The sequence below is a fragment of the Castellaniella ginsengisoli genome, from assembly GCF_040955415.1.
GTDB classification, from domain to species: Bacteria; Pseudomonadota; Gammaproteobacteria; order Burkholderiales; family Burkholderiaceae_B; genus Castellaniella; species Castellaniella ginsengisoli.
In genome coordinates this window covers 2,757,129-2,780,690 of the sequence record NZ_CP158257.1, presented here as the reverse complement: position 1 = coordinate 2,780,690, position 23,562 = coordinate 2,757,129, and the positions used below count along the sequence as shown (strand labels likewise).

Below are 23,562 nucleotides of genomic sequence, written 5' to 3'. Positions count from 1 at the left end.
ATCAAAGGTAACATCATGAGCTTCAATCGTCAGGAAGTGATCGTCAATCGGGACTGCCCGGCGGTCACCGTCCCTTACGGCTCGCCCGTCACCATCGAGGCGGGCTGCGAGGCCGTCATCACCCAGCAGCTAGGGGGCACCTATACCGTTATGGTCGAGGGCAACCTCTATCGCATCGAGGGCAAAGACGGCGACGCCCTGGGCTTCGAGCCGACGGAAGAAGTCAAACACGTCCACGAGGGGCCCGCCACCGCCGAGTCCGTCGAGGATGCCGCCTGGGCCATGCTGTCCACCTGTTACGACCCGGAAATCCCCGTGGACATCGTCAACCTGGGCCTGGTGTACGAATGCAACGTCATGCCGGCCAGCACCCAGGACCGCTTCCGCATCGAGGTCAAGATGACCCTGACGGCGGCCGGCTGCGGCATGGGCACCATGATTGCCGACGAGGCCCGCAACAAGCTGCTCAACATCGAAGGCGTCGATGAAGCCACGGTCGACCTGGTCTGGGATCCGCCCTGGAGCCGTGAGATGATCAGCGAGCCTGCGCGGCTGCAATTGGGCCTTTTGTAGTGTGCCCCACGGCGCAGCCGGGCGAGGGCGGGCGCCGAGCGGCCTGGCAAAGCCCGAAAGCTTGATTTACTGCAGCATGGCCGCGCACGGGGTCATCCTCTTGTCATGAATCTCATTTAAGGTATGGCATTGCCGCGTGCTTTTTGTCGCCTTTCATGTCATTTGACCTGGATCCCGTGTGGTGCGAGCCCCCCATGATCGATCAAGCGCATCCCGAAGGACTGGATGATGTCTCCGAGCTGCTGCTTCGCGCAGAGCTGAGCGCCGTTTTCCAGCCTATCCTCTGGATGCACGACGACATGCTGCTGGGGTACGAGGGGCTTATCAGGGGGCCGCAGGGCAGCCCGTTGCGGACGCCGGACCGCCTGTTCGAGGCCGCCCGCGCCCGCAGCCTGGACATCCAGGTTGAACACCGCGCCTGCCAGGTCGTGATCCAGCGCTTTGCGGCGTTGAATCTGCCGGGCCGCCTGTTTCTGAACGTCAGCCCGATGGCCTTGCTGCATGCGGCCGACGGTGCGCTGGACCTGATTGCGCTGCTGGCCGAAACCGGGCTGAATCCCGATCGCCTGGTGATCGAGATCACCGAGCAGGACCACGGCGGATTCTGGGCCGATCTGCCGCCAGCCGTCACCCGGCTGCGAGCCAAGGGCGTGCAATTCGCCATCGACGACCTGGGATCGGGTTTTTCGAACCTGGGGCGCTGGCTGGATTTGAGACCGGAGTTCATCAAGACCGACAAGATGTTCACTGCCGGCATCCAGGACGACCTTCTGCGCCAGCAGATTTTGCGTTCGATTTGCGACATCGCCATCATTGCCGGCGCCGTCGTCGTCGCCGAAGGCGTCGAAACCCTGGACGAACTGGCCTGTGTCGCCGATCTGGGCGTGGCGTGCGCCCAGGGCTACTACATCGAGCGGCCTGTGGCGCAACCCCATCGGACCCACTGGTCGGAGCTCTCGGCCCGTCTGGCCGAGCGCCGGTTGGCCGATACGCAAGAAGGGCTGGAGCCCGGCGGCGCATGCGACGGAACCGAGGGGCGGGCCTTGCGCCTGTTGCGGCGCACCCCCTGCGTGGCGCCGTCCGTCTCGAACGAGGCGGTATTCGAGCTCTTTCGCCAGCATCCGGAACTGCACACCATTCCGGTCGTGGACGACGATGTTCCGGTGGGCGCGCTGACCCGCTCGAACTTGATCGAGCGCTTTTCCCTCCCGTATCAGCGCGAACTGTATGGCGCCAAGCCTTGCCGCCTGTTCATGAATGCCGCGCCGCTGATCATCGACATGCATACGCCATTGATGACGCTCAGCCGCTGGTTGGCCGAGTCGGAGGGCCATGGACTGGTCCATGACTTCATCATCACAGGGCAGGGGCGGTATTTGGGCATCGGTACCAGCCAGGATCTGTTGCAGGCGCTCAACCTCTTGCAGCAGCGTGCCGCCCAGCATGCGAACCCGCTGACGCAGTTGCCGGGCAATGTGCCCATCGATCGGCAAGTCAAGCGGTTCCTGGCCGATGGCCAGCCGTTTGCCGTTTGCTATGCCGACCTGGACGACTTCAAGCCTTTCAACGACGCGTTCGGCTATCGCCGCGGCGACGACGTCATCCGGCTGCTGGGCCGGACCCTGTCGGCCTATGCCGAGGCTGGTCAGGATTTCCTGGGCCACATCGGTGGAGACGACTTCATCCTGCTGTTCCGCAGTCGCGACTGGCGGGAGCGGTGCCGGCGGATTCTGGATGACTTTTCCAAGGGAATGATCCAATTGCTGGCCGAGCAAGGGCAGGCGGCCGATGGAGGCTACGAAGCCCAGGATCGACGGGGCGAGCGCAGGCGCTACGGCCTGCCGACTCTGTCGCTGGGTGCTGTCCAGGTCGAGCCCGGCGTTTACCAATCACATCACCAGATCGCCCAGGCCGCCAGTGAGGCCAAGGCCCAGGCCAAGAAGCAGGCCGGGCCGTGTTTGTACGTCGAGCGCCGCCAGCCGGAACAGCAGCCAGCAACGCAAGCGGCATGAAAATTTCTATGCTAGAATTTCGTTCTTTCGGGGCGTAGCGCAGCCTGGTAGCGCACTTGCATGGGGTGCAAGGGGTCGCGAGTTCGAATCCCGCCGTCCCGACCACGAAAAAAGCAGTAAAGACAAGGGCCTACATACTTCGGTGTGTGTAGGCCCTTGTCCTTTGTTGCGGAAGTGAATTCATTTTTGCCCCGCTGAGTTTTTTCGCCCTTGCCTTGCTCTGACTCGCGTTGACACCCCTCGGCCTTCCCTTTAAATTTCAATATCTTTTGTCATAAGAATACATATTGGTATAAGAATACATATTGGTGGGGGAAGAGATGATGAAGATGCTTGCCGCAGCGGCATGTTTGGCCCTGCTGACTGCCTGTGCAGCCCCGCAGCCGTCGCGGGCGCCCTCCGAGACGCAGTCGGGTTTTTTGCATGACTACAGCTTGTTGATGCCTGATCCGCAGGAGCCGGGGTTTCGGCACTACACTGCGCCGGATCTCCGTCCGGGGCAGTATCGCAGCTTCCTCGTCGAAGATCTGTCATTCATCATCAATACCGGCCAGGACTACCAGGCGCTCGATACCGCTCGTTTGAGAGAGCTGTCCGACTATTACACGTCTCAAATGACGGCGATGCTGCAAGCTCGGCAGTACAAGATCGTCAAGGCCGCTGGGCCGGGCGTCGCACGCCTGAGGGTGGCCGTAGTGGGGCTGGCTCAGGTGGCGCCGCAGTTCAAGGTGACGGACCTGGTCCCGGCGAAAATGCTGTTCAATGTCGCGCGGATGGCCACTGACACGAGTCCGCACATATTGCGGATGTCGATCGAGGGCGAGGTGCTGGACAGCGTTTCTGGCCGGCTACTGGGAGCGACGATCGATGGCCGTGAAAGCGGCGCGACCGTTGCAGGACGTACCGCCGCGCCCTCCGCCGACCAGGTGCATGAGCTCATCGATTTTTGGGTGTCGCGCTTCGGTGAGCGTCTGGACCGCGTTGCAATGCGTTAAGGAGGCTGGCGCGCCCCCGACGGGGGCGTAGGGGGGGGCTACTGTTCCGACCAGCCTTGCCAAGGGCCTGCAGAGCGCGCTCTGTGGGCCCCTTGTTCTTTTGCGGGGGATCTGTCCCGGCGTTTTCAGGCAGGAGACGAAGCACTGGGACCATGCCGGCCCAAAAGACGGCAGGCGGGGAAATAGGGTCTTTGGAAGTGTTGCCGTCGCAGTTTGCTACCATCGCCGTGTTTATGAAAAGCACCGGGCGCGCCGTCGTGACGGCTCGGTCGCCCAGGGTGTGCGAATCGATGGGATTTCTGCCAATGGAAGATCTGAATAGCCGCTACGGCCTGAACCAGGCCCACAGCGAAGTCGTGAAGGCATGTGAAATCATCGCGCCGTGCGATGCGTTCGACATGGGGTGCTCGAGCGGGCGCAATGCCCTGTATCTCAGCCAGCAGGGTTTCAAGGTTACCGCCGTCGACGCAAATCCCCAGGCCATCGCCACGCTGCAGTCCATCATCCGCCAGGAAGGCATCGGCACGATCACGCCCCGGGTCTACGACATCCAGCAAGCCCGCATCGAAGCGGATTACGGCCTGATCGTCTGCACCGTGACGCTGATGTTCATCGACCCGTCGCGCGTGGAGGCGGTGCTGTCCGACATGCGCCGGCGCACGCTTCCGGGCGGCTACAACCTGATCGTCTGCGCAATGGACACGGCAGATTATCCGTGTCCCATGAATTTCCCGTTCACCTTGGCGTCGGGCGAACTCAGCACGCACTACCGGGATTGGGATCTCGTCAATTACAACGAAGACCTGGGCACCATGCACAATGGGGCGCAACTGCAGTTCGCCACCATGCTGGCGCGCAAGCCTGGATAAGGCAGGGCTCGGGGCAGAAGGGCGGGGTCGATCGGATCGACCGTGGTTTCCGGCCGCGCGGCAGGCTGGGTTTTGTGCCCATGTGGTGCCGTGCGGCGCAGAAGCGGCTGGCTGCCGGGCACGGACACGCGCAAGGGCCGGGTGCGCTCCGTGCCGGCGCCCGAATCCCAGGCGTAGCGCGCCGACCCCCGTTTTGCTGAAAAACGACGCCCGGTCTTTGTTGTAAGTTTGGTGTAAGAAACGAATGCTATCAATAGCAGTGTGGGGTATTTCGACCAGATTTTTTATATATACTTTTTGATTATCTCGCGGGGTTTGCGGCATATTGCCGGAGACCGCCGTATTTCATATGCTTTCCCTTGATCGCGCGCCTCTTTCGGCGGCGCCCGGTATTTCCTTAAGGCTTGCAAGATTTTGTCTTGCAAGCCTTTTTTCTTGCGCCTTTCGCACATTTTGGTGTTTTCCCTAGCCGGCCTCAAAAAGTCATAAACGAGTGTTTTCGTGTCAGAAACGAGGCGGTTTTTAAAAATCCGCTTTGATAATCTACGACTGCATTTTTGAGTTTCAAATAATTAGAATCTCCGGCCCGGAAAATAGAAATAACAGCGGTTTTATTTCTATTTTTTGGTTTCGGAGCAATATGGCGGCTTGTTTGGATATCGAATATTCATATTCGCCATTCATCACGATCCGCACCCTTGTTTTACCCCGCCCATCATAGGAAACAGGAGACATCATCGTGAAACACCAGGATCGACGCATCGAAACGCCATACTCGGCCAAACGCCGCAGTTTTCTCAAGACTTCCGCCGGCGCCGCCGGCGCTCTGGCCGTCCCGGCTTTTTATGGCAAGGCGGCTCTGGCCCAGCAAAAGGATTATCCGAAGCTCGGAAACTATCCGGACGGCGTGGCCGGGGATACCGTGACCGCCGGCCTCACCCTGGATTTGACGGGGCCGTATTCGGCCGAGGGCAATGGCCAGAAACGCGGCTTCGAACTGGCCGCCGAGTTGATCAACAACGGCGATCCGCGCGTGCGCAAGATTTCCCCGTTGACCAAGCAGGGCATCCTGGGCAAGAAACTGGTGCTGGCCATCGGCGATGCCGAAACCAAGCCCAACAGCGCCGTGCAGGCGGCCACGCGTTTCATCCGCCAGGACAAGGCCATGATGATCGCGGGCAGCGTCAGCAGCTCGGTGGCGATTGCGCTGCAGAACACCTGCGACCGCGCCAAGACCTTGTACTTTCCCATCATCAGCGGCTCCAGCGACACGACCGGCAAGGATTGCCGCCGCTACGGCTTTCGCCTGTGCCATCACGCCTACACGGCTTCCAAGGCGATCGCGCCGGTGCTGGCCGAAGCCTACGGCAAGAACATGAAAGCCATCCACCTGGTGCCGGACTACAACTACGGCCACTCCATCCACGAGTTCATGAAGAAATTCACCGAGGAGCAAGGCTGGACGACCATCGATACCCCCCAGATCCATCCCCTGGGGGCGACCGACTACAGCGCCTACATGCTGAACATCGCCAATAGCGGCGCCGACATCCTGATCAATCACGACTACGGGGCGGACGCCGTCAATTCGGCCAAGCAGGCGCACCAGTTCGGCGTGCTCAAGAACATGAAGATGTGCGTGCCCTACATGCCCGCCTACATGCTCGAGGAAGTCGGTCCCGAGATCATGGAGGGGGTCTACGGCACGATGGTGTTCTGGCATGCCTATTCAGAGCAGAACGAAATCGCGCGCGATTTCGTCGAGGCCTACGAGGCGAAGTTCGGCGCCAAACCCCGCGACCCGGAGCACAACGCCTACATGACCACCTTGCTGTGGGCCGATGCCATCGAGCGCGCGGGCACCTTCCACCCGGCCGAAGTCGTCAAGGCGCTCGAGGACAGCATCAACCACAAGCGCCCGTACACCATGGGCGGAGAGGCGTACTTCCGCGCCGAGGATCATGACGGCGCTGCCAACTTCACCATTGTGCGCGGCAAGAAACCTTCGGACATCAAGGACAAGGACGATCTGGTCGACATCGTGGCCATCGCCGACGGGGTCGCGACCCTGCCGCCGGTCGGCTATGCCGGCTGCAAGATGACCGACTACACCTAGGCGCCGTTGCGCGGCACCCAGGCCGGGAAGGCGTGGGTGCCGGCTCCATTCAATTGTGAAAAGGGGGGAATATGCCTGGACTCGGCTTGTTCATGTCTCAGGTCTTCAATGGGCTGGCGCTGGGGATATTGCTCGCCCTGATCGCCGCCGGCCTGACCATCATCTATGGCACTTTGGGCCTGATCAACTTCGCGCATGGCGCGTTGTTCGTCGTCGGCGCGTACGCCGGATTCTCGACGTACCTGGCAACGGAATCCTTCGTCCTGAGCATTGCCGCAGGCGCATTGGCGGCCATGGTCGTGGGGCTGGTGCTCGAACGCGGCCTGATCCGCAAATTCTATAGCCGGCCGGTCGAGGATCAGATCCTCGTGACCTTCGGCATCAGCATCGTCGTGGTCGAGATCATCCGCGCCATCTACGGCGGCATTGGCCAGCGCGTGCCGGTGCCGTCCTGGGGCGAAGGCGTCGTGGACATGGGATTCGTGACCTATCCCCTGTACCGGATCGAGATTCTGCTGATTGCCGCCGTGGCGCTGGGCCTGTGCTGGCTGGTGCTCTACCGCACCCGCCTGGGGCTGATCGTGCGTTCGGGCATCGAGGATGCGCTGATGGTGCGGCTGCTGGGCATCAATATCCAGCGCGCCTTTCTGGTGGTATTCGGCGTGGGGGCGGCGGCGGCCGGCTTCGCCGGCATGATCTATGCGCCGATCGTCTCGATCGTGCCCGACATGGGTTTTCGGGTCCTGATCCAATCCTTCGTGGTGGTGGTGTTGGGCGGTGTCGGTTCGTTTCCGGGCGCGGTGCTGGGCGGCCTGGTGGCGGGCCAGATTCTCAGCCTGACGTCGCTGTTCAATCCCGTTTATTCCGATGTCATGCTGTTCGCGGCCATGGCATTGATCCTGATCGTTCGGCCTCAAGGGCTGCTGGGTGTGGAGGGCAGGGCATGAGCAGGCATGATGATTCCGTGGCGATCCAGCCGGGCGCGGTGGCGACCCAAGACGGCGGGCCGGCCGTGCATCCCGCAGCGGGTGTGCGGCGCCGCTACAAGGCTGAGAGTCTGACCATTGCAGTGCTGGCCGTGGCGCCGTTTCTCGCGCCGCTGGTGGGCGCCGGGCCCGATCTCCTGGGCCGGGTGCTGATCTGGGGCCTGTTCGGCCTGGGGTTCGACCTGTTGTTCGGCTATGCGGGGCTGCTGTCCTTCGGGCAGGCCGCCTTCTACGGCACGGGCGCGTTCGTGACGGCCTACCTGATGACCAGCGGCATCGTCGAGAACATGCTGCTGGCGCTGATCCTGTCGGTGGCGGTGGCCGCCGTGCTGGGCCTGGCGATCGGATACCTCACGCTCAGGCGCAGCGGCATCTATTTCGCGATGAGTACGCTGGCCTTCGCCGAGATGATCTATTTCCTGGAGTTCGGCCCGTTGCGCGACTGGACGGGGGGCGAGAACGGGATTCCGGGGATTCCGGAGGCCTCGATCGACCTGGGCTTCTTCAGCTATGTCATCGCGCCGGGCTGGCCCATGTACACCTTCCTGGCTGTCATGTTCTTCATCGGCTTCGTGCTCGCCCGGCGGATTTCGTTCTCTCCGTTCGGGGTGATTCTGACGGCGATCCGAGACAATCCCCAGCGCGCCATGGCCGTGGGACACAGCATTCAGTCCTACAAGCTGGCGATCTTTGTGGTCGCGGCCGGCTACGGCGGCATTGCCGGCGGCCTGCTCGGGTTGTTCCAGGGGTACATGCCGCCTGACGCCTTCAACATCCATACGTCCGCCGAGGTGGTCATCCAGACTGTGATGGGCGGCGCGGGGACGTTGTTCGGCCCGCTGCTGGGCGCCCTGATCTGGCTGTACCTGTTCGAGGTGCTTCAGTTCGTGGAGGCGGTGGGCTCGTATTGGCGCCTGATCCTGGGGGTGATCTTTGTGGTGCTGGTGACGGTGTTCCGTCGCGGGATCTGCGGCGAGTTCATCGCCTGGCAGGCCCGGCGGGCCGCCCGGCGGGTGGCCGCGGCCGTCGGTTCGACCGGCGCCGCCACCGGGTCGTCCGCGCGCTCGGGCCGCCATCCGTTGCTCATGCGTGAATCGGCGCCCCTGCCCGAAGGCAGGCCGATCCTGCGCGCGGACAACATCGCCAAGCATTACGGCGGCCTGAAGGCGGTCAAGGGCGTATCGATCGAAGTCCAGGAAGGCGAGCTGCGCGGCCTGATCGGTCCCAATGGCGCGGGCAAATCGACGTTCTTCCGCATGCTGGCGGGTGAAATCCAGCCCACCTCCGGTTCCGTATATCTGCGCGAGTCCGAGATCACCGGCGCCGGCGTCACCCGGGTCTGCCAATTGGGCATGAGCAAGTCCTACCAGGTCAATGAGCTGTTCGATGCCCTGACGGTGCGCCAGAACATCCTGATGTCGGTCCTCGGGCAGAAGCGCGGTCCGTTCCGCTTCGATGCGCTGGCGACGATCGAGGGGGTGAAAGGATGCCATGAGCAGGTCGAGGCGGCCATCGAGATGGTCGAGCTCACCGCGCGGGCCGACATCCCCATCCATGAGCTGTCCTATGGGGAAAAGCGCCGCGTCGAGATCGGCCTGGCCCTGGCCACGGGCGCCAATGTGCTGCTGCTCGATGAGCCGCTGGCGGGCATGAGCCCCGAAGAGCGCGTGCATGCGGTGGCCTTGCTCAAGACCATCCGCAAGGGCCGCACGGTGCTCATCGTCGAGCACGACATGGACGCCATGTTCGAACTGGCCGATCGCATCACGGTGCTGTACGACGGCAATTTCCTGGCCGAAGGCACGCCCGAGGAAATCAAGGCCAACACGTCCGTGCAGGACGCCTACCTGGGAGGATTCGGACAATGAGCCTGCTGAGCGCTGAGCGCATCAATACCTACTATGGGGATTCCCACATCCTCTTCGATGTGTCGGTCGAAATCCATGAAAACGAGGTCGTGGCCCTGCTGGGACGCAACGGCGCAGGCAAATCGACCCTGCTCAAGACGCTTGCGGGCGCCTTGAGCCCGAAATCGGGTTCGATCGAGTTCGCGGGTATGCCCATCCACGACAAACCCGCCCACGAGATCGCCCGGCAGGGCCTGCAGCTCGTCCCCGAAGAGCGCCGCGTCATCGGGGGGATCACGGTGCACGAGAACCTCAAGCTCGCCACCATGACGGCCGCCAAGCCGTTGAGCTACGAGGAAATCTACCGCACCTTTCCGCGCCTGTACGAGCGGCGCAACAACAAGGGGCGCGAACTGTCCGGCGGCGAGCAGCAGATGGTGGCGATTGCCAGGGCGATGATCCGCGATGCGCGGCTCATTCTCCTGGACGAGCCTTTCGAGGGGCTGGCGCCTCTGATCGTGCGCGACCTGATGCAGGTCTGCCAGGAACTGGCCAAGCAAGGCCGCACGATTCTGGTGGTCGAGCAGAACGTCGCGGCAGCCTTGTCGATGGCCAGCCGCTGCTACCTGCTCAATACCGGGCATATCGTCTTTGGCGGGACCAGCGAAGAGCTGCGTGCCCGTCCCGAGATCATGAACCGGTATCTGGGGGTCGCCGCCTGAACGGCGCCCCGGCGGGCGTGCCGGAGCCGACGGCCCGGCACGCACCCACTCATGCCTACGATCAAAGGAGGTCGGCAATGTCAGGAGCGATCGATTCCATCCTCGTGGAAAAGCGGGTGTTCGACCCCGCGCCGGAATTCAAGGCCGCAGCGGCGGTTTCGGGCATGGAGGCCTATCAGGCCTTGCGTGAGCGGGCCCGGCGCGACCCGGACGCGTTCTGGGGAGAGGCGGCCCGCGACATGCTGGTATGGCGCAAGCCTTTCACGCGGGTGCTCGATGAATCCGATGCGCCGTTCTACCGCTGGTTCGACGACGGCGAACTGAATGTCTCGGAAAACTGCCTCGATGTCCATTTGAGCAATGGCAATGCGGACAAGCCGGCCATCGTGTTCGAAGCCGACGACGGCCGGGTGCAGACGGTCAGCTTCCGCGAGCTGCATGCGCGCGTCTGCCGCATCGCCAATGGAATCGCGGGCCTGGGCTACCGCAAGGGAGACCGCGCCATTCTCTACATGCCGATGTCCATCGAAGCCATCGCCTGCATGCAGGCGTGCGCCCGACTGGGCATCACGCACTCGGTCGTGTTCGGCGGTTTTTCGACCAAGAGCCTGCATCAGCGCATTGTCGATGTGCAGGCGAGCCTGGTGATCACCGCGGACGAGCAGATGCGCGGGGGGCGGGCCATCCCCTTGAAGGCGGCGGTGGACGAGGCGCTGGCCGGGCCCGATACGGAACGGGTGCGCCAAGTGATCGTCTACCGCCGCAGCGGCGGGCGCGTGGACTGGCGCGACGGCCGCGACCACTGGCTGCACGAGATCGAGGACGGCCAGGCCGACACCTGCGCGCCGGTATCGGTGGAGGCCGAGCACCCCTTGTTCATCCTCTACACCTCGGGCTCCACGGGCAAACCCAAGGGGGTCCAGCACAGCTCGGCGGGCTATCTGCTGTGGGCGAAAATGAGCGCGCAATGGGTGTTCGACGCCAAGCCCGATGATGTGTTCTGGTGCACGGCGGACATCGGCTGGGTGACCGGCCACAGCTACATCGTCTATGGCACCATGGCGGCTGGCCTGACGCAGATCGTCTTCGAGGGCGTGCCCACCTATCCGGATGCCGGGCGGTTCTGGGACATGATCCAGCGCCACAAGGTCACGATTTTCTATACGGCGCCGACCGCCATTCGTTCACTGATCAAGGCCTCCAGCGCGGCGCCGGAGACGGCGCCGGCGAACTACGACTTGTCCAGCCTGCGGCTGCTGGGTTCGGTGGGAGAGCCCATCAACCCCGAGGCCTGGGTCTGGTACCACCAGCAAGTCGGCGGCGGGCGCTGCCCGGTGGTCGATACCTGGTGGCAGACCGAGACCGGTGGGCATATCCTCGCTCCGCTGCCCGGCGCGACGCCGCTCAAGCCGGGTTCCTGCACCTTGCCGCTGCCGGGCATCGAGATCGACGTGGTCGATGAGGCCGGTCGCGGTCTGCCCGAAGGCAAGGGCGGCTATCTGGTCATCACCCGTCCCTGGCCCGCCATGATCCGCACGGTATGGGGCGACGCTGAGCGCTACGTCAAGAGCTATTTTCCGCCGGAACTCGGCGGTGCCTACCTGTCGGGAGACAGCGCCCAGCTCGACTCCGACGGCTATTGCTGGATCATGGGACGCACCGACGATGTGTTGAGCGTGTCGGGGCATCGCCTGGGAGGCACCGAGATCGAATCCACCCTGGTGGCCCATGAAGCGGTCGCGGAGGCGGCGGTGGTGGGACGGCCCGATCCGGTCACCGGCGAGGCCGTGGTGGCCTTCGTGGTGCCCAAGGACGAGTTGCCCGGCGAGGCCGATGCGCCCGCTCTGGCGGGGGCTTTGAGAGACTGGGTCATGCGCGAGGTCGGGCCGATCGCCAAGCCGCGCGAGATCTGGTTCGGCCATGCCATGCCCAAAACGCGATCAGGAAAGATCATGCGGCGTTTGTTGCGCATCGTCGCTGAAAACGGGGAGATCACGCAAGATACGTCAACGCTGGAAAACCCCGACGCTTTAAATCGCCTGCATGGGCCATACTGAGCTCAGGCAGTTCCGTTCAAGGTGGGATGCACGCCGCATTCGCGGCGCCGATTTTACGTTGAGGGCTGTGCCATGCGATTCGATCCAGGTGCTCATTTCATGTTGAGTAGTGCCGTCCAGACCTTTCCGGATGCGGCCGTGGTCACCGACCCGGAGTGCGGCCGCTCGCGCCTGATCTTCCCGGTCACCGGCGTCCTGCTGGCGTCCGGGGCGGACGGCCATTGGGTGGTGTCTTCGTCGTGCGCCCTCTGGCTGGCGGGCGGCGGTCGCCGCCACCATATCCGCGCTCTGGGCAACGTGCGGATGAAATCCTTCGAGTTCGAGGCGCATGGCCCTCTCAATCTGCCCGAACGCAGTTGCATGCTGCACGTCACGCCGCTGCTGCGCGAGGTCATGCGTTCACTGACGCGCTATGGCCCACAGCCTCCCGCCAGCCGCAAGGTCGCCCTGCTCAAGGAATTGCTGCTTGAAAAGATCATCGACCGCCCGGATGTGCCGATCGAGTTGCCCGAACCCCGCGATCGGCGCCTGGCCGCCATTTGCGCGCATATCCAGTTGCATCCGGATGACGCCACCACGCTGGGCCAGTTCGCAGCCGAGATGGGGTGCAGCGAGCGCACGCTGCATCGCCTGTTCCTGCAGGAAACAGGTATCAGCTTCACGGTCTGGCGCCATCATGCCAAGCTGCGCCTGGCGCTCGCGTGGCTCGAGCAAGGCCGCTCGATCCTGGACATCGCCCTGGACCTCGGCTACCAGAACCAGGGGGCTTTCACCGCGATGTTCCGCAAATACCTCGGGGTGGCGCCCAGCCAGTACGCCCGGCCGGCGCTCGAACCCCTGGCCGTCTGAGCGGGCGGCAGGGTACGGGCGGTCCTTGAAGCATGAAAAGTCTTGCGCGGTCTGTGTACAAAAGGCACACTTGAGCAGCATTCCTTTACATCCGGCCCGCCGCTGATCGGGCGCGGCGGGCAGTGAGCTTTTTGCGCCAGGGGACCGGATCATGCGATGGCGGCACTTGTGGGGGGCATTCGGCGTTGCGGCGATTGTCCTTGCGGGCGTTGGCGGGCCGTCTCGCGCACCTGCCCAGACGGCCAATTTCCATCCCTGCAATGCCCAACCGGCCTTGCCGATCTGCCAGCATGGCTACGGGCGGCGCGTCGCGGCGGCACGCTGGGGAGCGGCGCCCGCGCCGCTGGATCCGGATGCCTCCGCCCAAGCGCCGCTGGTCACGCGGGATCCGGCCAAGGAAATCGAGAAGCTCAAGTCCGCCGCAATTTTCGTGAAAGACATGGATACGTCAGACGTCCTCTTCGCCCGGGGCGAGGATGTCGTGCGGCCGATCGCCTCCATCGTCAAGTTGATGACGGCGCTGGTGGTGGTCGACGCGGGCCTGACCATGGACGAGCTGATCGCCATCGATGCCGGCGACGTCGACGTGCCCAGCGAACTGCCATCGCGCCTGGCCGTTGGCGCACGCTTGAGCCGGGCCGACCTGCTGCACCTGGCGCTGACCTCGTCCGAGAACAGCGCGGCCCATGCGTTGGGGCGCACCTACCCGGGCGGCATGGAAGCGTTCGTCGAGGCGATGAATGCGCAGGCGAAGGCGCTGGGCATGGAGGATTCCCGCTTCGTCGAGCCTATCGGCTTGTCCAATGAGAATGTTTCGTCGGCCCGGGATCTGGCCCGGTTGATTCATGCGGCGTCCGGGCGGGCGCTGATCCGGGCGTTCACCACCGATGCCCGGTACAGTATCGAGGGCCGGACGTTTCGCAACACCAACATGCTGGTGGGCAGGCCTCACTGGGAGATTCTGGCTTCCAAGACGGGCACGACGCGCGAGGCCGGCGACTGCCTGGTGATGATGGTCCGGCTCGGCGGCCGCAACCTGGCCATGGTGCTGCTCGATGCGCAGGGCATGAGCGGTGCGCGCTTCGGCGATGCGGTGCGCCTGCGGCGCGTCCTTGATAGCCGGATGGCGGCGAAATAGGGCGGCCGGTGCGGCGGTATCGGTCAGCGCCCGGCGTGCCGGCCCGCTACCGGGGCTGGAATGCGATCAGGCCCATGCCGGCCAGTGTGACGGCGGCGCCGCCGATGTCTCAGGCGGTGGGTCGTACGCCATCCACCATCCACAGCCAGAGAATGGCGGCGCCGATGTACACCCCGCCGTAGGCGGCATAGACGCGGCCTGAAGCGGCTTCGTGCAACGTCAGCAACCAGGCGAAGGCCGCCAGACAGAGGGCGGCGGGCAGCAATAGCCAGGCCGAACCGCCCTGGCGCAGCCAAAGCCACGGCAGGTAGCAGCCCGCGATTTCCGCGAATGCCGTGGCCAGATAGAGCAGAAAGGTCTTCATGCCTCGCCCGCCACGATCTTGCCCAACTGTTCGTTCGATTCCATGCGGGCAATGGCGTCCTGCAGTTCGTCGAAGGGGTATGTCCGGTCGATTGCGGGCGTCAGCCTGCCGCTGGCATACAGCGGCAGGATCCGGTCGGCGACGCCCTGGACGATGCGCCGGCGCTGTTCCGGCCCGTAGCCCTTGCTGGAAACACCGAAGATCATCAGGCGCCTGGCGTGTAGGGCGGCGAGGTCGAGCCGGGCCTCCCGCACGCCGTCCAGAGCGCCGACCGCCGCCAGGCGGCCTTCGAAGGCCAATGAACGGAGGCATTCGCCGAAGACCGATCCGCCGGCGATGTCGACGATCAGGTCGGCGCCGCGGCCGCCGGTTGCGGCCATGACGGCCTCGTGGAAGTCGGGCGCCCGGGTGTGCAGCCCCGCATCCAGGCCGAGCCGCTCCAGCGCCGCCAGTTTCCGCGTGGAGCCCGAGGTGCCGATGACCCGTGCGCCCAAAGTCTTGGCCAATTGCAAGGCGGTCACGCCCACCCCCGAGGAAATCCCCGTGATCAGCAGCCATTCTCCGGCGGCCAGGCGGCCCTGGCCGATCAGCATGTCGTAGACAACCATGGCGGCGATGGGAAGCGCGGCGGCCTGCGGCCAGGACAGGCGCTCGGGGACTGCCATGGCGTCGTGCGCGTCCAGCAGCGCATAGTCGGCAAAGGCGGCGCGGCAGCGTCCCATGACCCGGTCGCCTGCCCGAAAGGGCCGGGCATCGGCTCCGGCCCGGACGACTTCTCCGGCCGCCTCGATGCCGAGAACAACCGGCTCTCCGGGCAGCTGCTGGCGCAGCGACAGGATTTCGCCCCGGTTCAGGCCGGCGGCGTGTACGCGAACCAGCAGTTGCCCGGGCCCCGGCTCGGGCAGGGGGATGTCCTGCGTCTCGATCAGGATGCGGTCATCAACGAGCCGGGCTGTGTGGGCGCGCATGCGGGCAGTCTTGCAAAGTGGGAGAGGAGAATACGGTAGCATGCGCGGCGCGCGGCTTCATGCCGTCCGTGCCTTCGTGCGCTACAGTGGTGCCTGTGGAGGGGTATCTGCATGACGGGTAAAACGATCAATATCGCATTCACATCCGACGACTGGCGCGGGGTGGCGCTGTCCAATTTCAGCCTGTCGCCGTTTCGGTTGGATGGGGTGACACTGGCGTCCGTAGAGGGTTTCATCCAGGGCATCAAATTTCCGCCCGCGCATCCGGCCCGGGGCCGCGCCTTCGAGTCGTGGGCCTGGGAGGCCAAGCAATGCGGCCAGGGAGCGGACAAGCGCTGGGCCTACTGGGGTGAAACCCGCATCGAGTTCGGCTCTCCGGACCATCACCGTCTGGTCGAACGGGCCCTCCGGGCGCGTTTCGCCCAGAATGAAGGGCTGCGCGGCGTGCTGCGCGCCACGCGGGGATTCGATCTCGTGCATCGGACGGGCGAAGGGCCTGAGCCCGAGCGCACGTCGCTGCCGGCGGCTCTGTTCTGCCGCATCCTGAGCGATATCCGCGATATGCCCGCCGCGCCGGATCTGGCTGAGCGGATCATCGAGCAAACGACCGATGCCCTCATCTACGCGGACCGGACTGGCCGGATCGTGCGTTGGAACCAGGCGGCCGGCCGCTTGTTCGGCTTTTCCGGAGACGAGGCGCTGGGCGCCAGCCTGGATCTGATCATTCCCGAGCATTTGCGCACCGCCCATTGGGCCGGCTACGATGCCGCGCTGGCCAGCGGCCGCACGAAACTCGAAGGCCGCCCGACCCTGACGCGGGGCGTGAAGAAGGACGGCGGCAAATGCTATGTGGAAATGACCTTTGCGCTGGTCAAGGACGAGACTGGCGCGGCCATCGGCTCGGTCGCCATGGCGCGCGACGTGACGGCGCGGGTCGAGGCAGAGCGCGCGCGGCGCGCCGGCGCGCAATGAACGTTCAGCCCGGGGGCCTGGGTTCGCCCGCGAACACCATGGCCTTGCATGCCAGGTGCACCATCTCCAGGCCGTCCAGCCTGAAAAAGCCCGCCTCCCAGGGGTTCTTGAGCACGAAGGCGGTGCGGACCTGCTCATAGACCGGCGAGGCCGGCGGAACCCTGTGCGCCCGGGTTTCCAGAATGGTGTAGTTCCACTCGATGGCTTGCTCGAAGGTGAACTTGGCGCGTTCGTCGATGATGAAGAAGCAGCGCGGATCGCGCTGAAGCAACTGCATCTTGAATGTGTCGGGCGTCGAAATGACGAAGACGTCGTCCGCCTCCGTGTTCAGGAAGGCCAACACCGTGGTGTGGGGCTGGTCCCGGGCCATCGTGGTGAGGATGCCGACCTTGTTGTGGTGCTCTTTTTCCTGGATCGGACCGAGCTGCTCGAGCGGGGAGTCCGGCAGGCGGACGGCCGCACGCGTGTCGGAGGGGAATTCGTAGCCGGGTGCGCGCCGCTCGTCCACGACCCTGCTGCCGTGGATGAGCATGTATTCGATGGGTTCGAGGGTGATCCAGCTTTCGTCGCTGTGGATGACCCTGCCTTTGTAGGATGTCCGGTACACGCGCAGGTCGGCGTCGATTTCGTCCACGCCGGTGCGGTTGTCCAGGTGCAGCGTCACCCGCGAACCGGGCCCCAGCGTGTGGCCCTTGGGAATGAAGACCTGCAACTGGTCGCCCCGGCGCGGATAGACGACGCCGATATGGTGGACGATGCCTTTGGGCTGATCGGGCGCTTCCATTGGGGGAGGCGTCCCGGCCCGGTGCCTGATCAGCCGGCCTTTTTCATGAGCGGGCAGGTCGAGTCTTGAGGACGGGTGAAGGCCTCCTCGCCGGGAATCGTGGCGACCGTTTTCATGTAATCCCAGGGGCCTTTGGACTCCTCGGGCGTCTTCACCTGCATCAGGTACATGTCGTGCACGTAGCGGCCGTCCGCGCGGATGAAGCCTTTGCTGTACATGTCATCGAGCTTCATGCTCTTGAGCTGCGCCATGACCTTGTCGGCGTCGGTCGTTCCAGCCGCCTGCACCGCCTTCAGGTAGGTGGTCGTGGCCGAGTAGGCCGCTGCCTGGTGCGTACTCGGCATTTTGTGCATGGCCTGCTCGAAACGCCGGGCAAAGGCGCGGGTGGCGTCGTTCTTGTCCCAATACCAACTGTCGGTCATCAGCAGCTTCTGGGCGACGGGCAGGCCCAGGCCGTGGATGTCATTGATGGTCATCAGCAGGCCGACCAGTTTCATCTTGTCCGCCAGGCCGAAGTCGTTGGCGGCCTTGATCGAGTTGATGGTGTCGGCTCCGGCATTCGCCAGACCCAGAACCTGGGCGCCCGAAGAAGCCGCCTGCAAGATGTAGGAGGACATGTCGGGCGAGGTGGGCGGATGCTTGACCGAACCGATCACGGTGCCGCCGTTCGCTTTGATGACCGCGCTGGTGTCGGCTTCCAGGGAATGGCCGAAGGCGTAGTCCGCCACGAGGAAATACCAGGATTTCCCGCCCTGTTTGACCACGGCGGATCCGGTGCCCTTGGCCAGGGCGACGGTGTCGTATTCGTAATGGACCGTATAGGGGGTGCAATCTTCGTTGGTGAGCCGCGCGGTGGCCGCGCCGATATTGATGTAGGGGACGCGCTTTTCGTTGATGATCCCGTTCATCGCCAGGCCGGCAGCCGAGTTGACGCCGCCGATCAGCATGGAAAGGCTCTGCTGGTCGATCCATTCCCGGGCGCGCGCGGAGGCGATTTCGGGTTTGTTCTGGTGGTCGGCCGAGAGGATTTCGATTTTCTTTCCGAGGATGGTGCCGCCGGCGTCCTGCACGGCCATGCGGATGGCTTCGAGACCGCCGGGGCCGTCCGTGTCGGCGTAGGGGCCGGACATGTCGGTGATGAAGCCGATGCGGACGACGTCCGGATCGGTCGCCGCCTGGGCCGCACCGGCAGCGATCAGGCCGAGCAGGGCGGTGGCGATGAGCGTGTGGCGGGGAATGCCTGTTTTCATGAGTCGTCTCCTGGTTGATGGTATGCCCGGCTCGCCGGCCGGTTGTGTTGTTGTGATGATCAATCGGCCGGGGCGGAGGCGCGCCGTTCCTGCAGCAATTTGCGGGCGAGGTCCGCGCGCACGTCGCCGGCCTCGACCATCCGGGCGCTCACCCAGGCGATCTCATCGCCTCGGGCGCCCGCGTTCAAAGCGATGTTGCGGGCATGCAGGGACATATGGCCGCGTTGAATGCCCTCGGTCGCAAGGGCGCGCAGCGCCGCCATATTCTGCGCCAGACCCACGGCGACGATGATTTCTCCCAATGCCTGGGCCGTGCGCACGCCCAGAATCCTGAGCGAAAGCTGGGCGAGCGGATGGGTCTTGGTGGCGCCGCCGACCAGGCCGACGGGCATGGGCATCTCGAGCGTGCCGACCAGGTCGCCGTTGGCGGCGATCTCCCAGTTCGACAATGAGGTGTAGCGCCCCTGGCGGCAGGCGTAGGCATGCGCGCCGGCTTCGACGGCGCGCCAATCGTTTCCCGTGGCCACGACGACCGGATCGATGCCGTTCATGATGCCTTTGTTGTGCGTGGCCGCCCGGTAGGAATCGACGGCGGCGAATTCGCACGCGTCGACGATCCCCTCGACCACATCCTTGCCCGGCTGGCCGGGGCGCTCGAACGCCAGGGCGGGGATCCGTACGCTGGCGCGGGAAAGGCGCAGGTCGGCCAGGTTCGACAGGATGCGTAGCCGGACCTGGCCGCCGCTGATCCGTTCAATGCGGCTCGCGACGGCCTCGGCCATGGTGTTGACGGTATTGGCCCCCATGGCGTCGCGCACGTCCACCAGCAGATGGACGATGACCATGGCGCCGCGCGCCGTGTCCGGGAATACGTGCACTTCGATGTCCTTGCAGCCGCCGCCCAGCCCCGTCAGGATGTAGTCGCGGCTGTTGGCGTGATCGATGATCTCCTGGCGATGCTGCAGGATGGCGTGGCGCGCGCCGTAGGGATCGGAGACTCCCAGGACCTGAACCTGCGCCCGCATGATGGGCCCTGTGCTGGAGGTCTGAAAGCCGCCGTGCCCTCGTGCGATCTTGGCCATGTGCGAGGCCGCCGCCACGACGGAGGGCTCCTCGACCGCCATGGGGACGAGCACGTCCGCGCCATTGACCTGGAAATAGCCCGCGACCGCGTAGGGCAGTTCGAAGGTTCCGAGCACGTTCTCGATCATGCCGTCGGCGGTTTCGAGGGGCAGGGCGCCCGGCCGGGCCAGACGGTGGACATCGCCGGCGTCCAGGCCGGCCTTGAGGGCCACGGCCTCCAGGCGCTGCGCCGGAGTGAATGAACGGAAATCGGGAATCTGGGAATCCATGCCGCTGTGTCCTGGAAGGGGGCGATGAAGGCCGGCGGGGGAAAAAGCCGGGGCGATGAAAGAAGTGTATAGACCAGCGGACAGTCGATATATAGTTGAATAAAACATTTATGGATTTAATTCATGTTCTGTTCGTCCACTTCATTTCATGATGGATAGTACGGCCGAGCGATCCGCCGGCGCCCGCGAGGCGGGCGCCGGGGCGCGCTCCGAGCCCGGTGATCCGCGCGCGCTCGAAGGCGAGGTGGTCCGCCTTCTGCATCGGGATGCAGAGCGCCAGGCGCTGGAGGCTTTGCGCGATCGTCTGACCGGGATGCCGGACGGGGCGGACAAGGTCCGCGCGTCGGAGACCTTGTCCATGGGGTTGACGGTCAAGGACCGTCTCGAGCAGCACCAGCAGCGCGAGCGCGGCCTGATGGCGGTCATCGAGACCGCGCAGGATCTGACCCGGATCGTCGATATCGATGAGGTATTGCGGGTCATCGTGAGGCGGGCCAGGGCCTTGCTGGGGTGCGACGTCGGCTACTTGTCCGTCTACGATCCGGAACGCCGTGATTTTTACGTGCGGGCCACCGATGGTGCGTTTTCCGAACGGTTTTGCACGATCCGCGTCGGCCTGGATACCGGTGTGTGCGGCTATGTGGCGCGGCACCGCAGCCCTTATTCTTCCTCGGATTATGCGGGCGATGGCCGCTTCAACCATTCCAGATTCATCGACGACGCCATGCGCGGCGAGAACATCGCCTCGATCCTGGGCGTGCCGCTGCTGAGCGCCGACGAAGTTTCCGGCGTGCTGTTCGTGGGCGACCGCTATGTGCGTGCGTACACGGCCTGGGAAATCTCGATCTTGTCGACCCTGGGCGCCCAGGCCTGCGTGGCCATCGGCAATGCGCGCCTGTTCGAGCAGGCGCGGGATGCGCTGGCGCGGGCCGAAGAAACCAACGAGCGGTTGTCCCAGCAGACGGCCAATACGCGTGCGGCTGCCGAGGCCCATGAACAACTGACCGCGCTCGTGGCGCGTGGCGGGGATCTGTCGGATCTCTGCGAAATGCTGGCGCGCCGCCTGGGAGGCAGGGTCGCCGTCTGCGATGAGGGAGGCCGGGAAATCGTGGCGGCCCATGCCGAGCGGGGCGTCGAGGCGCCGGCGCCGGAGGGGCGCTGGATCGAGGATGCGGCGTATGCCGCCTTGGGGGAAAGCCGGCGCACCGGGCGCTCGGTGACGTACCGGAAGCTGCGCACTGTCTGCGCCATCGTCGGCGGCGAGGGGCCGCTGGGCGGGCTGGTGCTGCACACGCCCCGGCCCCTGAGCGAGGTGGCCGCCCGCATCTTCGAGCGCGGCGCCATGGTGACAGGCGTCGTGCTGCTGCTCAAGGCGCAGCGTACCCTGTCCCTGATGTCCGACGCGCCGGCCGTGCTGCACGGCTTGGTCCACGAGCCTCGAGGCCGGTCCGAGCGGTTTGCGCAGCAAGCGGAAAAGTACGGTGTCGACATCCACCGGCCGATGACCCTGCTGCTGGTCCGGACGGGAAAGGACGGTTGCGCCTCTTTATGCCGGCAGTTGACGGACCGCCTGGGGACGTCGAGCGCCTTGTTCGACGAGGCCGGGGACTCTCTCATCGTGCTGGCCAACACCTTGCGGATGGAGCCGGTCCGGGCGGCGCTTCAGGCTTGCCTGCGCCGTCATCGCGAGACGTTCGTGGGAGTCGTGGGCGATGCCGTCGGGCACGCCGACGGTCTGCCGAAGTCGTTCGAGCGCGCGCAGTGCTGCCTGGACCTGCTCGATGCGCTGGGCCGGCGCGGCGAACTCTTCGACGAAAGCCGGCTCGCCTTGTACGTCCCGCTCTTCAATCGCGCCGATGCAGCCGCCATCGAAGGGTTTTTCACGGCCACGCTGGGAAAGTTGTATGCCGGCCCGGCCACGCACGACACGCGCCGCACGATATTGGCCGGCACGCTGCTGGCTTACCTGGATTGCGGCTATAACGCGGCCGAAGCCGCGAGAAGCCTTTCCCTGCACATCAATACGCTGCGCCAGCGCCTGGAGGCGATCCATGCGCTGTTGGCGGATTGGCGCGAGGCGGGGCGTGCATTGGAGATCCACGTGGCTTTGCGCCTGTGGCGGCTGCGCGATCCACAGCGGTTCGCCGCCCTGGACACCCAGGCTGTGAAGGAGCGGGAGCCTTTCGACAAGCACGCCGCGCCCGGCAGGTAGGCGGCGGGGCGCTTTGCCTTTCTGGCATACTGGTGTCGTTCACAAAACGGAGGCTCGCATGTCGGAAGCTCTGGACAGAATCAAAGAAAGCAGACTCAGCAAGAAGCATCGTGCGCGCGCGGCAAACGTCGTCGGGCAGTTTCTCGCGATCAGGGACGGCCTGAAGGCAGCCGAGGCGGAGGGCGGCAAGATCGACGACCTGGATGAGGTTGCCGCCCAGCTCACCGTCGCCGCTTTCAAACCCGCAAAGCGATAGGGAAGGGCCGAATCCGGTTCTTGTCGGCCCCGTTTTGAAACCTCCGTTGTAGGAGGCGGCAGCGTTCAGACCCAGTGTGGTTTTCTACCTCGGTCAGAAAGGCGCCTTCAAATTTTTCGGTGATGCCGGACAGCTTGTTGAATGTGGCGCCGATACCGGCCGTTGTCCCGAATCTGACACGCTTGACAACGCCTCCCCCTTCAAAACCTCCGCCATTCCAGCAGGTGTATTGAACAGCGGATGATCATGTCGCCTCTTGAGGGTGCATTGAAACGGGCCGCACAGGCCCAGGCCGGCACAGGCGGGGATGCGCCGATCGGCGGCGCGTGCGCCCCGACGCCTGAAGCCCGCGATGGATCCAAGGTAATCCTCATGATCCGCCCCATCAATCCGGGTTTCTCAGAAGCCAGAGCCGGCCTCGCAAGCGGAGCGGCCCGGGCGGTTACAAATCTCGTCCGAAACCACGGAACTAAAAATGAGGCTTGGCGGTCAACCTTACTTCTACCTGAACAGCAGAAGGATGACCTATGAAGTGCCCTGTATGCAAAGACATGGATCTGACAATGTCATCGCGTCAGAACATCGAGATCGATTATTGTCCTCAGTGTCGCGGGGTGTGGCTGGACCGTGGGGAACTCGATAAGTTGATCGAGCGTAGCGCCCAAGAAGTCTCGCCGGCGCCCCAACCTCAGCAGCCGTCATACCCGGCTCGCGACTACGACAGATCCTATTCCGGTTACGACAAACGGTACAAAAAGAAATCGTTCTGGCATGAAATCTTTGATTGACGCAAGCGCCCGGTGAGCGATCCGGGCGGCCGATGGCCCACATGCAGGTCAACGGGCCCCGCATCATCAACCGTGTCTGGTGAATGCCCGTCCCCCGTTTGTGGGGTAGAGCCCACCGTACTTGATGAGTGCCCTTCCCCCGATTATGGGGAAGAGCCCAAAGATGGTGGGCCCAGCAGGACTTGAACCTGCAACCAACGGATTATGAGTCCGCTGCTCTAACCAATTGAGCTATAGGCCCTTTTTGCTTTTTTGATGGGGCGGAAGGGTGGCCGCCCCGCTCAATTCTGCCTCGCCGATCTGGCCTCGATCAGTGGATTATGAGTCCACTGCTCTAACCAGGCATGAGCTAGAGGCCCGCTTCGGGCACGGGCATGTGGTCGCCTGGCGCCGGAAGACCCGGATTATCGCATAGCGCGCTTCACATGGGCACGGTGCCGGTCCGCACCCCG

Annotated in this window: 19 protein-coding genes, 2 tRNA genes and 1 pseudogene; 16 read left to right on the top strand and 6 right to left on the bottom strand. The window is 64.3% G+C overall.

Features of this window, described 5'->3' with window-relative positions:
• Nucleotides 1–15: 15 nt before the first annotated feature.
• From sufT to ABRZ00_RS13170, 12 genes are all read left to right on the top strand, one after another.
• Entirely contained in the window at nt 16–573 is a 558-nt protein-coding gene (gene sufT, locus ABRZ00_RS13225) for a putative Fe-S cluster assembly protein SufT (RefSeq protein ID WP_343835321.1), read from the top strand.
• Between the two features lie 155 nt (nt 574–728).
• Nucleotides 729–2,585 (top strand): GGDEF domain-containing protein, encoded by a 1,857-nt coding sequence (locus ABRZ00_RS13220; RefSeq protein WP_368647769.1) that lies wholly within the window; start codon nt 729–731, stop codon nt 2,583–2,585.
• A gap of 28 nt (nt 2,586–2,613) precedes the next feature.
• Nucleotides 2,614–2,690 (top strand) — tRNA-Pro (locus tag ABRZ00_RS13215).
• Between the two features lie 215 nt (nt 2,691–2,905).
• Nucleotides 2,906–3,580 (top strand): DUF3313 domain-containing protein, encoded by a 675-nt coding sequence (locus tag ABRZ00_RS13210; RefSeq protein ID WP_368641693.1) that lies wholly within the window; start codon nt 2,906–2,908, stop codon nt 3,578–3,580.
• Nucleotides 3,581–3,885: 305 nt separating this feature from the next.
• Nucleotides 3,886–4,449, top strand: a complete 564-nt coding sequence (tehB, locus tag ABRZ00_RS13205; protein WP_368641694.1) for a tellurite resistance methyltransferase TehB — start codon at nt 3,886–3,888, stop codon at nt 4,447–4,449.
• Between the two features lie 739 nt (nt 4,450–5,188).
• Complete coding sequence (locus ABRZ00_RS13200) at nt 5,189–6,565, top strand: substrate-binding protein (RefSeq protein ID WP_368640758.1); 1,377 nt, start codon at nt 5,189–5,191, stop codon at nt 6,563–6,565.
• 92 nt (nt 6,566–6,657) lie between these two features.
• Nucleotides 6,658–7,512, top strand: coding sequence for a branched-chain amino acid ABC transporter permease (locus tag ABRZ00_RS13195; protein ID WP_368640759.1), 855 nt, complete (start codon nt 6,658–6,660; stop codon nt 7,510–7,512).
• A complete protein-coding gene (locus tag ABRZ00_RS13190; RefSeq protein ID WP_368641695.1) occupies nt 7,509–9,419 on the top strand; it encodes an ATP-binding cassette domain-containing protein in 1,911 nt (636 codons plus the stop codon). Before ABRZ00_RS13195 ends, ABRZ00_RS13190 begins: the two co-directional genes overlap by 4 nt.
• Nucleotides 9,416–10,120: an ABC transporter ATP-binding protein gene (locus ABRZ00_RS13185; protein ID WP_343835304.1), complete on the top strand. Its 705-nt coding sequence runs from the start codon at nt 9,416–9,418 to the stop codon at nt 10,118–10,120. Before ABRZ00_RS13190 ends, ABRZ00_RS13185 begins: the two co-directional genes overlap by 4 nt.
• Nucleotides 10,121–10,197: 77 nt before the next feature.
• Complete coding sequence (gene acs, locus ABRZ00_RS13180) at nt 10,198–12,177, top strand: acetate--CoA ligase (RefSeq protein WP_368644329.1); 1,980 nt, start codon at nt 10,198–10,200, stop codon at nt 12,175–12,177.
• A gap of 99 nt (nt 12,178–12,276) precedes the next feature.
• Nucleotides 12,277–13,026 (top strand): AraC family transcriptional regulator, encoded by a 750-nt coding sequence (locus tag ABRZ00_RS13175; protein WP_368640762.1) that lies wholly within the window; start codon nt 12,277–12,279, stop codon nt 13,024–13,026.
• Nucleotides 13,027–13,300: 274 nt separating this feature from the next.
• The gene (locus ABRZ00_RS13170; RefSeq protein ID WP_368644328.1) at nt 13,301–14,164 is read left to right on the top strand and encodes a serine hydrolase; all 864 of its coding nucleotides are present in this window, start codon (nt 13,301–13,303) and stop codon (nt 14,162–14,164) included.
• A gap of 46 nt (nt 14,165–14,210) precedes the next feature.
• Here ABRZ00_RS13170 and ABRZ00_RS13165 read toward each other — a convergent pair.
• Together ABRZ00_RS13165 and ABRZ00_RS13160 are read right to left on the bottom strand one after the other, a co-directional pair.
• Nucleotides 14,211–14,528 (bottom strand): annotated as a pseudogene (locus ABRZ00_RS13165) (YnfA family protein).
• Nucleotides 14,525–15,496 (bottom strand): zinc-binding alcohol dehydrogenase family protein, encoded by a 972-nt coding sequence (locus ABRZ00_RS13160; protein ID WP_368644327.1) that lies wholly within the window; start codon nt 15,494–15,496, stop codon nt 14,525–14,527. Before ABRZ00_RS13160 ends, ABRZ00_RS13165 begins: the two are co-directional and overlap by 4 nt.
• 111 nt (nt 15,497–15,607) lie before the next feature.
• Between ABRZ00_RS13160 and ABRZ00_RS13155 the strand changes: the two genes are divergently transcribed.
• On the top strand, nt 15,608–16,468 hold the full coding sequence (locus ABRZ00_RS13155; RefSeq protein WP_368641700.1) for a PAS domain S-box protein: 861 nt from the start codon (nt 15,608–15,610) through the stop codon (nt 16,466–16,468).
• A gap of 4 nt (nt 16,469–16,472) precedes the next feature.
• Here ABRZ00_RS13155 and ABRZ00_RS13150 read toward each other — a convergent pair whose 3' ends face one another.
• The 3 genes from ABRZ00_RS13150 to ABRZ00_RS13140 are packed head-to-tail and all read right to left on the bottom strand — an operon-like array spanning nt 16,473 to nt 19,854.
• Nucleotides 16,473–17,252 (bottom strand): hypothetical protein, encoded by a 780-nt coding sequence (locus tag ABRZ00_RS13150; protein WP_368641701.1) that lies wholly within the window; start codon nt 17,250–17,252, stop codon nt 16,473–16,475.
• A gap of 29 nt (nt 17,253–17,281) precedes the next feature.
• A complete protein-coding gene (locus ABRZ00_RS13145) occupies nt 17,282–18,502 on the bottom strand; it encodes an ABC transporter substrate-binding protein (protein ID WP_368641702.1) in 1,221 nt (406 codons plus the stop codon).
• Between the two features lie 59 nt (nt 18,503–18,561).
• On the bottom strand, nt 18,562–19,854 hold the full coding sequence (locus ABRZ00_RS13140) for a hydroxymethylglutaryl-CoA reductase, degradative (RefSeq protein WP_368641703.1): 1,293 nt from the start codon (nt 19,852–19,854) through the stop codon (nt 18,562–18,564).
• A gap of 148 nt (nt 19,855–20,002) precedes the next feature.
• On the opposite strand from ABRZ00_RS13140, the gene ABRZ00_RS13135 reads away from it, so the two are divergent.
• From ABRZ00_RS13135 to ABRZ00_RS13125, 3 genes are all read left to right on the top strand, one after another.
• On the top strand, nt 20,003–22,066 hold the full coding sequence (locus tag ABRZ00_RS13135; RefSeq protein WP_368641704.1) for a helix-turn-helix domain-containing protein: 2,064 nt from the start codon (nt 20,003–20,005) through the stop codon (nt 22,064–22,066).
• A gap of 58 nt (nt 22,067–22,124) precedes the next feature.
• A complete protein-coding gene (locus tag ABRZ00_RS13130; RefSeq protein WP_368641705.1) occupies nt 22,125–22,322 on the top strand; it encodes a hypothetical protein in 198 nt (65 codons plus the stop codon).
• 527 nt (nt 22,323–22,849) lie between these two features.
• Nucleotides 22,850–23,110 carry a zf-TFIIB domain-containing protein gene (locus ABRZ00_RS13125; protein ID WP_343835899.1) on the top strand — a complete coding sequence of 87 codons (261 nt, stop codon included), beginning with the start codon at nt 22,850–22,852 and terminating at the stop codon, nt 23,108–23,110.
• Nucleotides 23,111–23,274: 164 nt separating this feature from the next.
• On the opposite strand, the gene ABRZ00_RS13120 is transcribed toward ABRZ00_RS13125, so the two are convergent.
• A tRNA-Ile gene (locus ABRZ00_RS13120) sits at nt 23,275–23,351 on the bottom strand.
• Nucleotides 23,352–23,562: the final 211 nt, after the last annotated feature.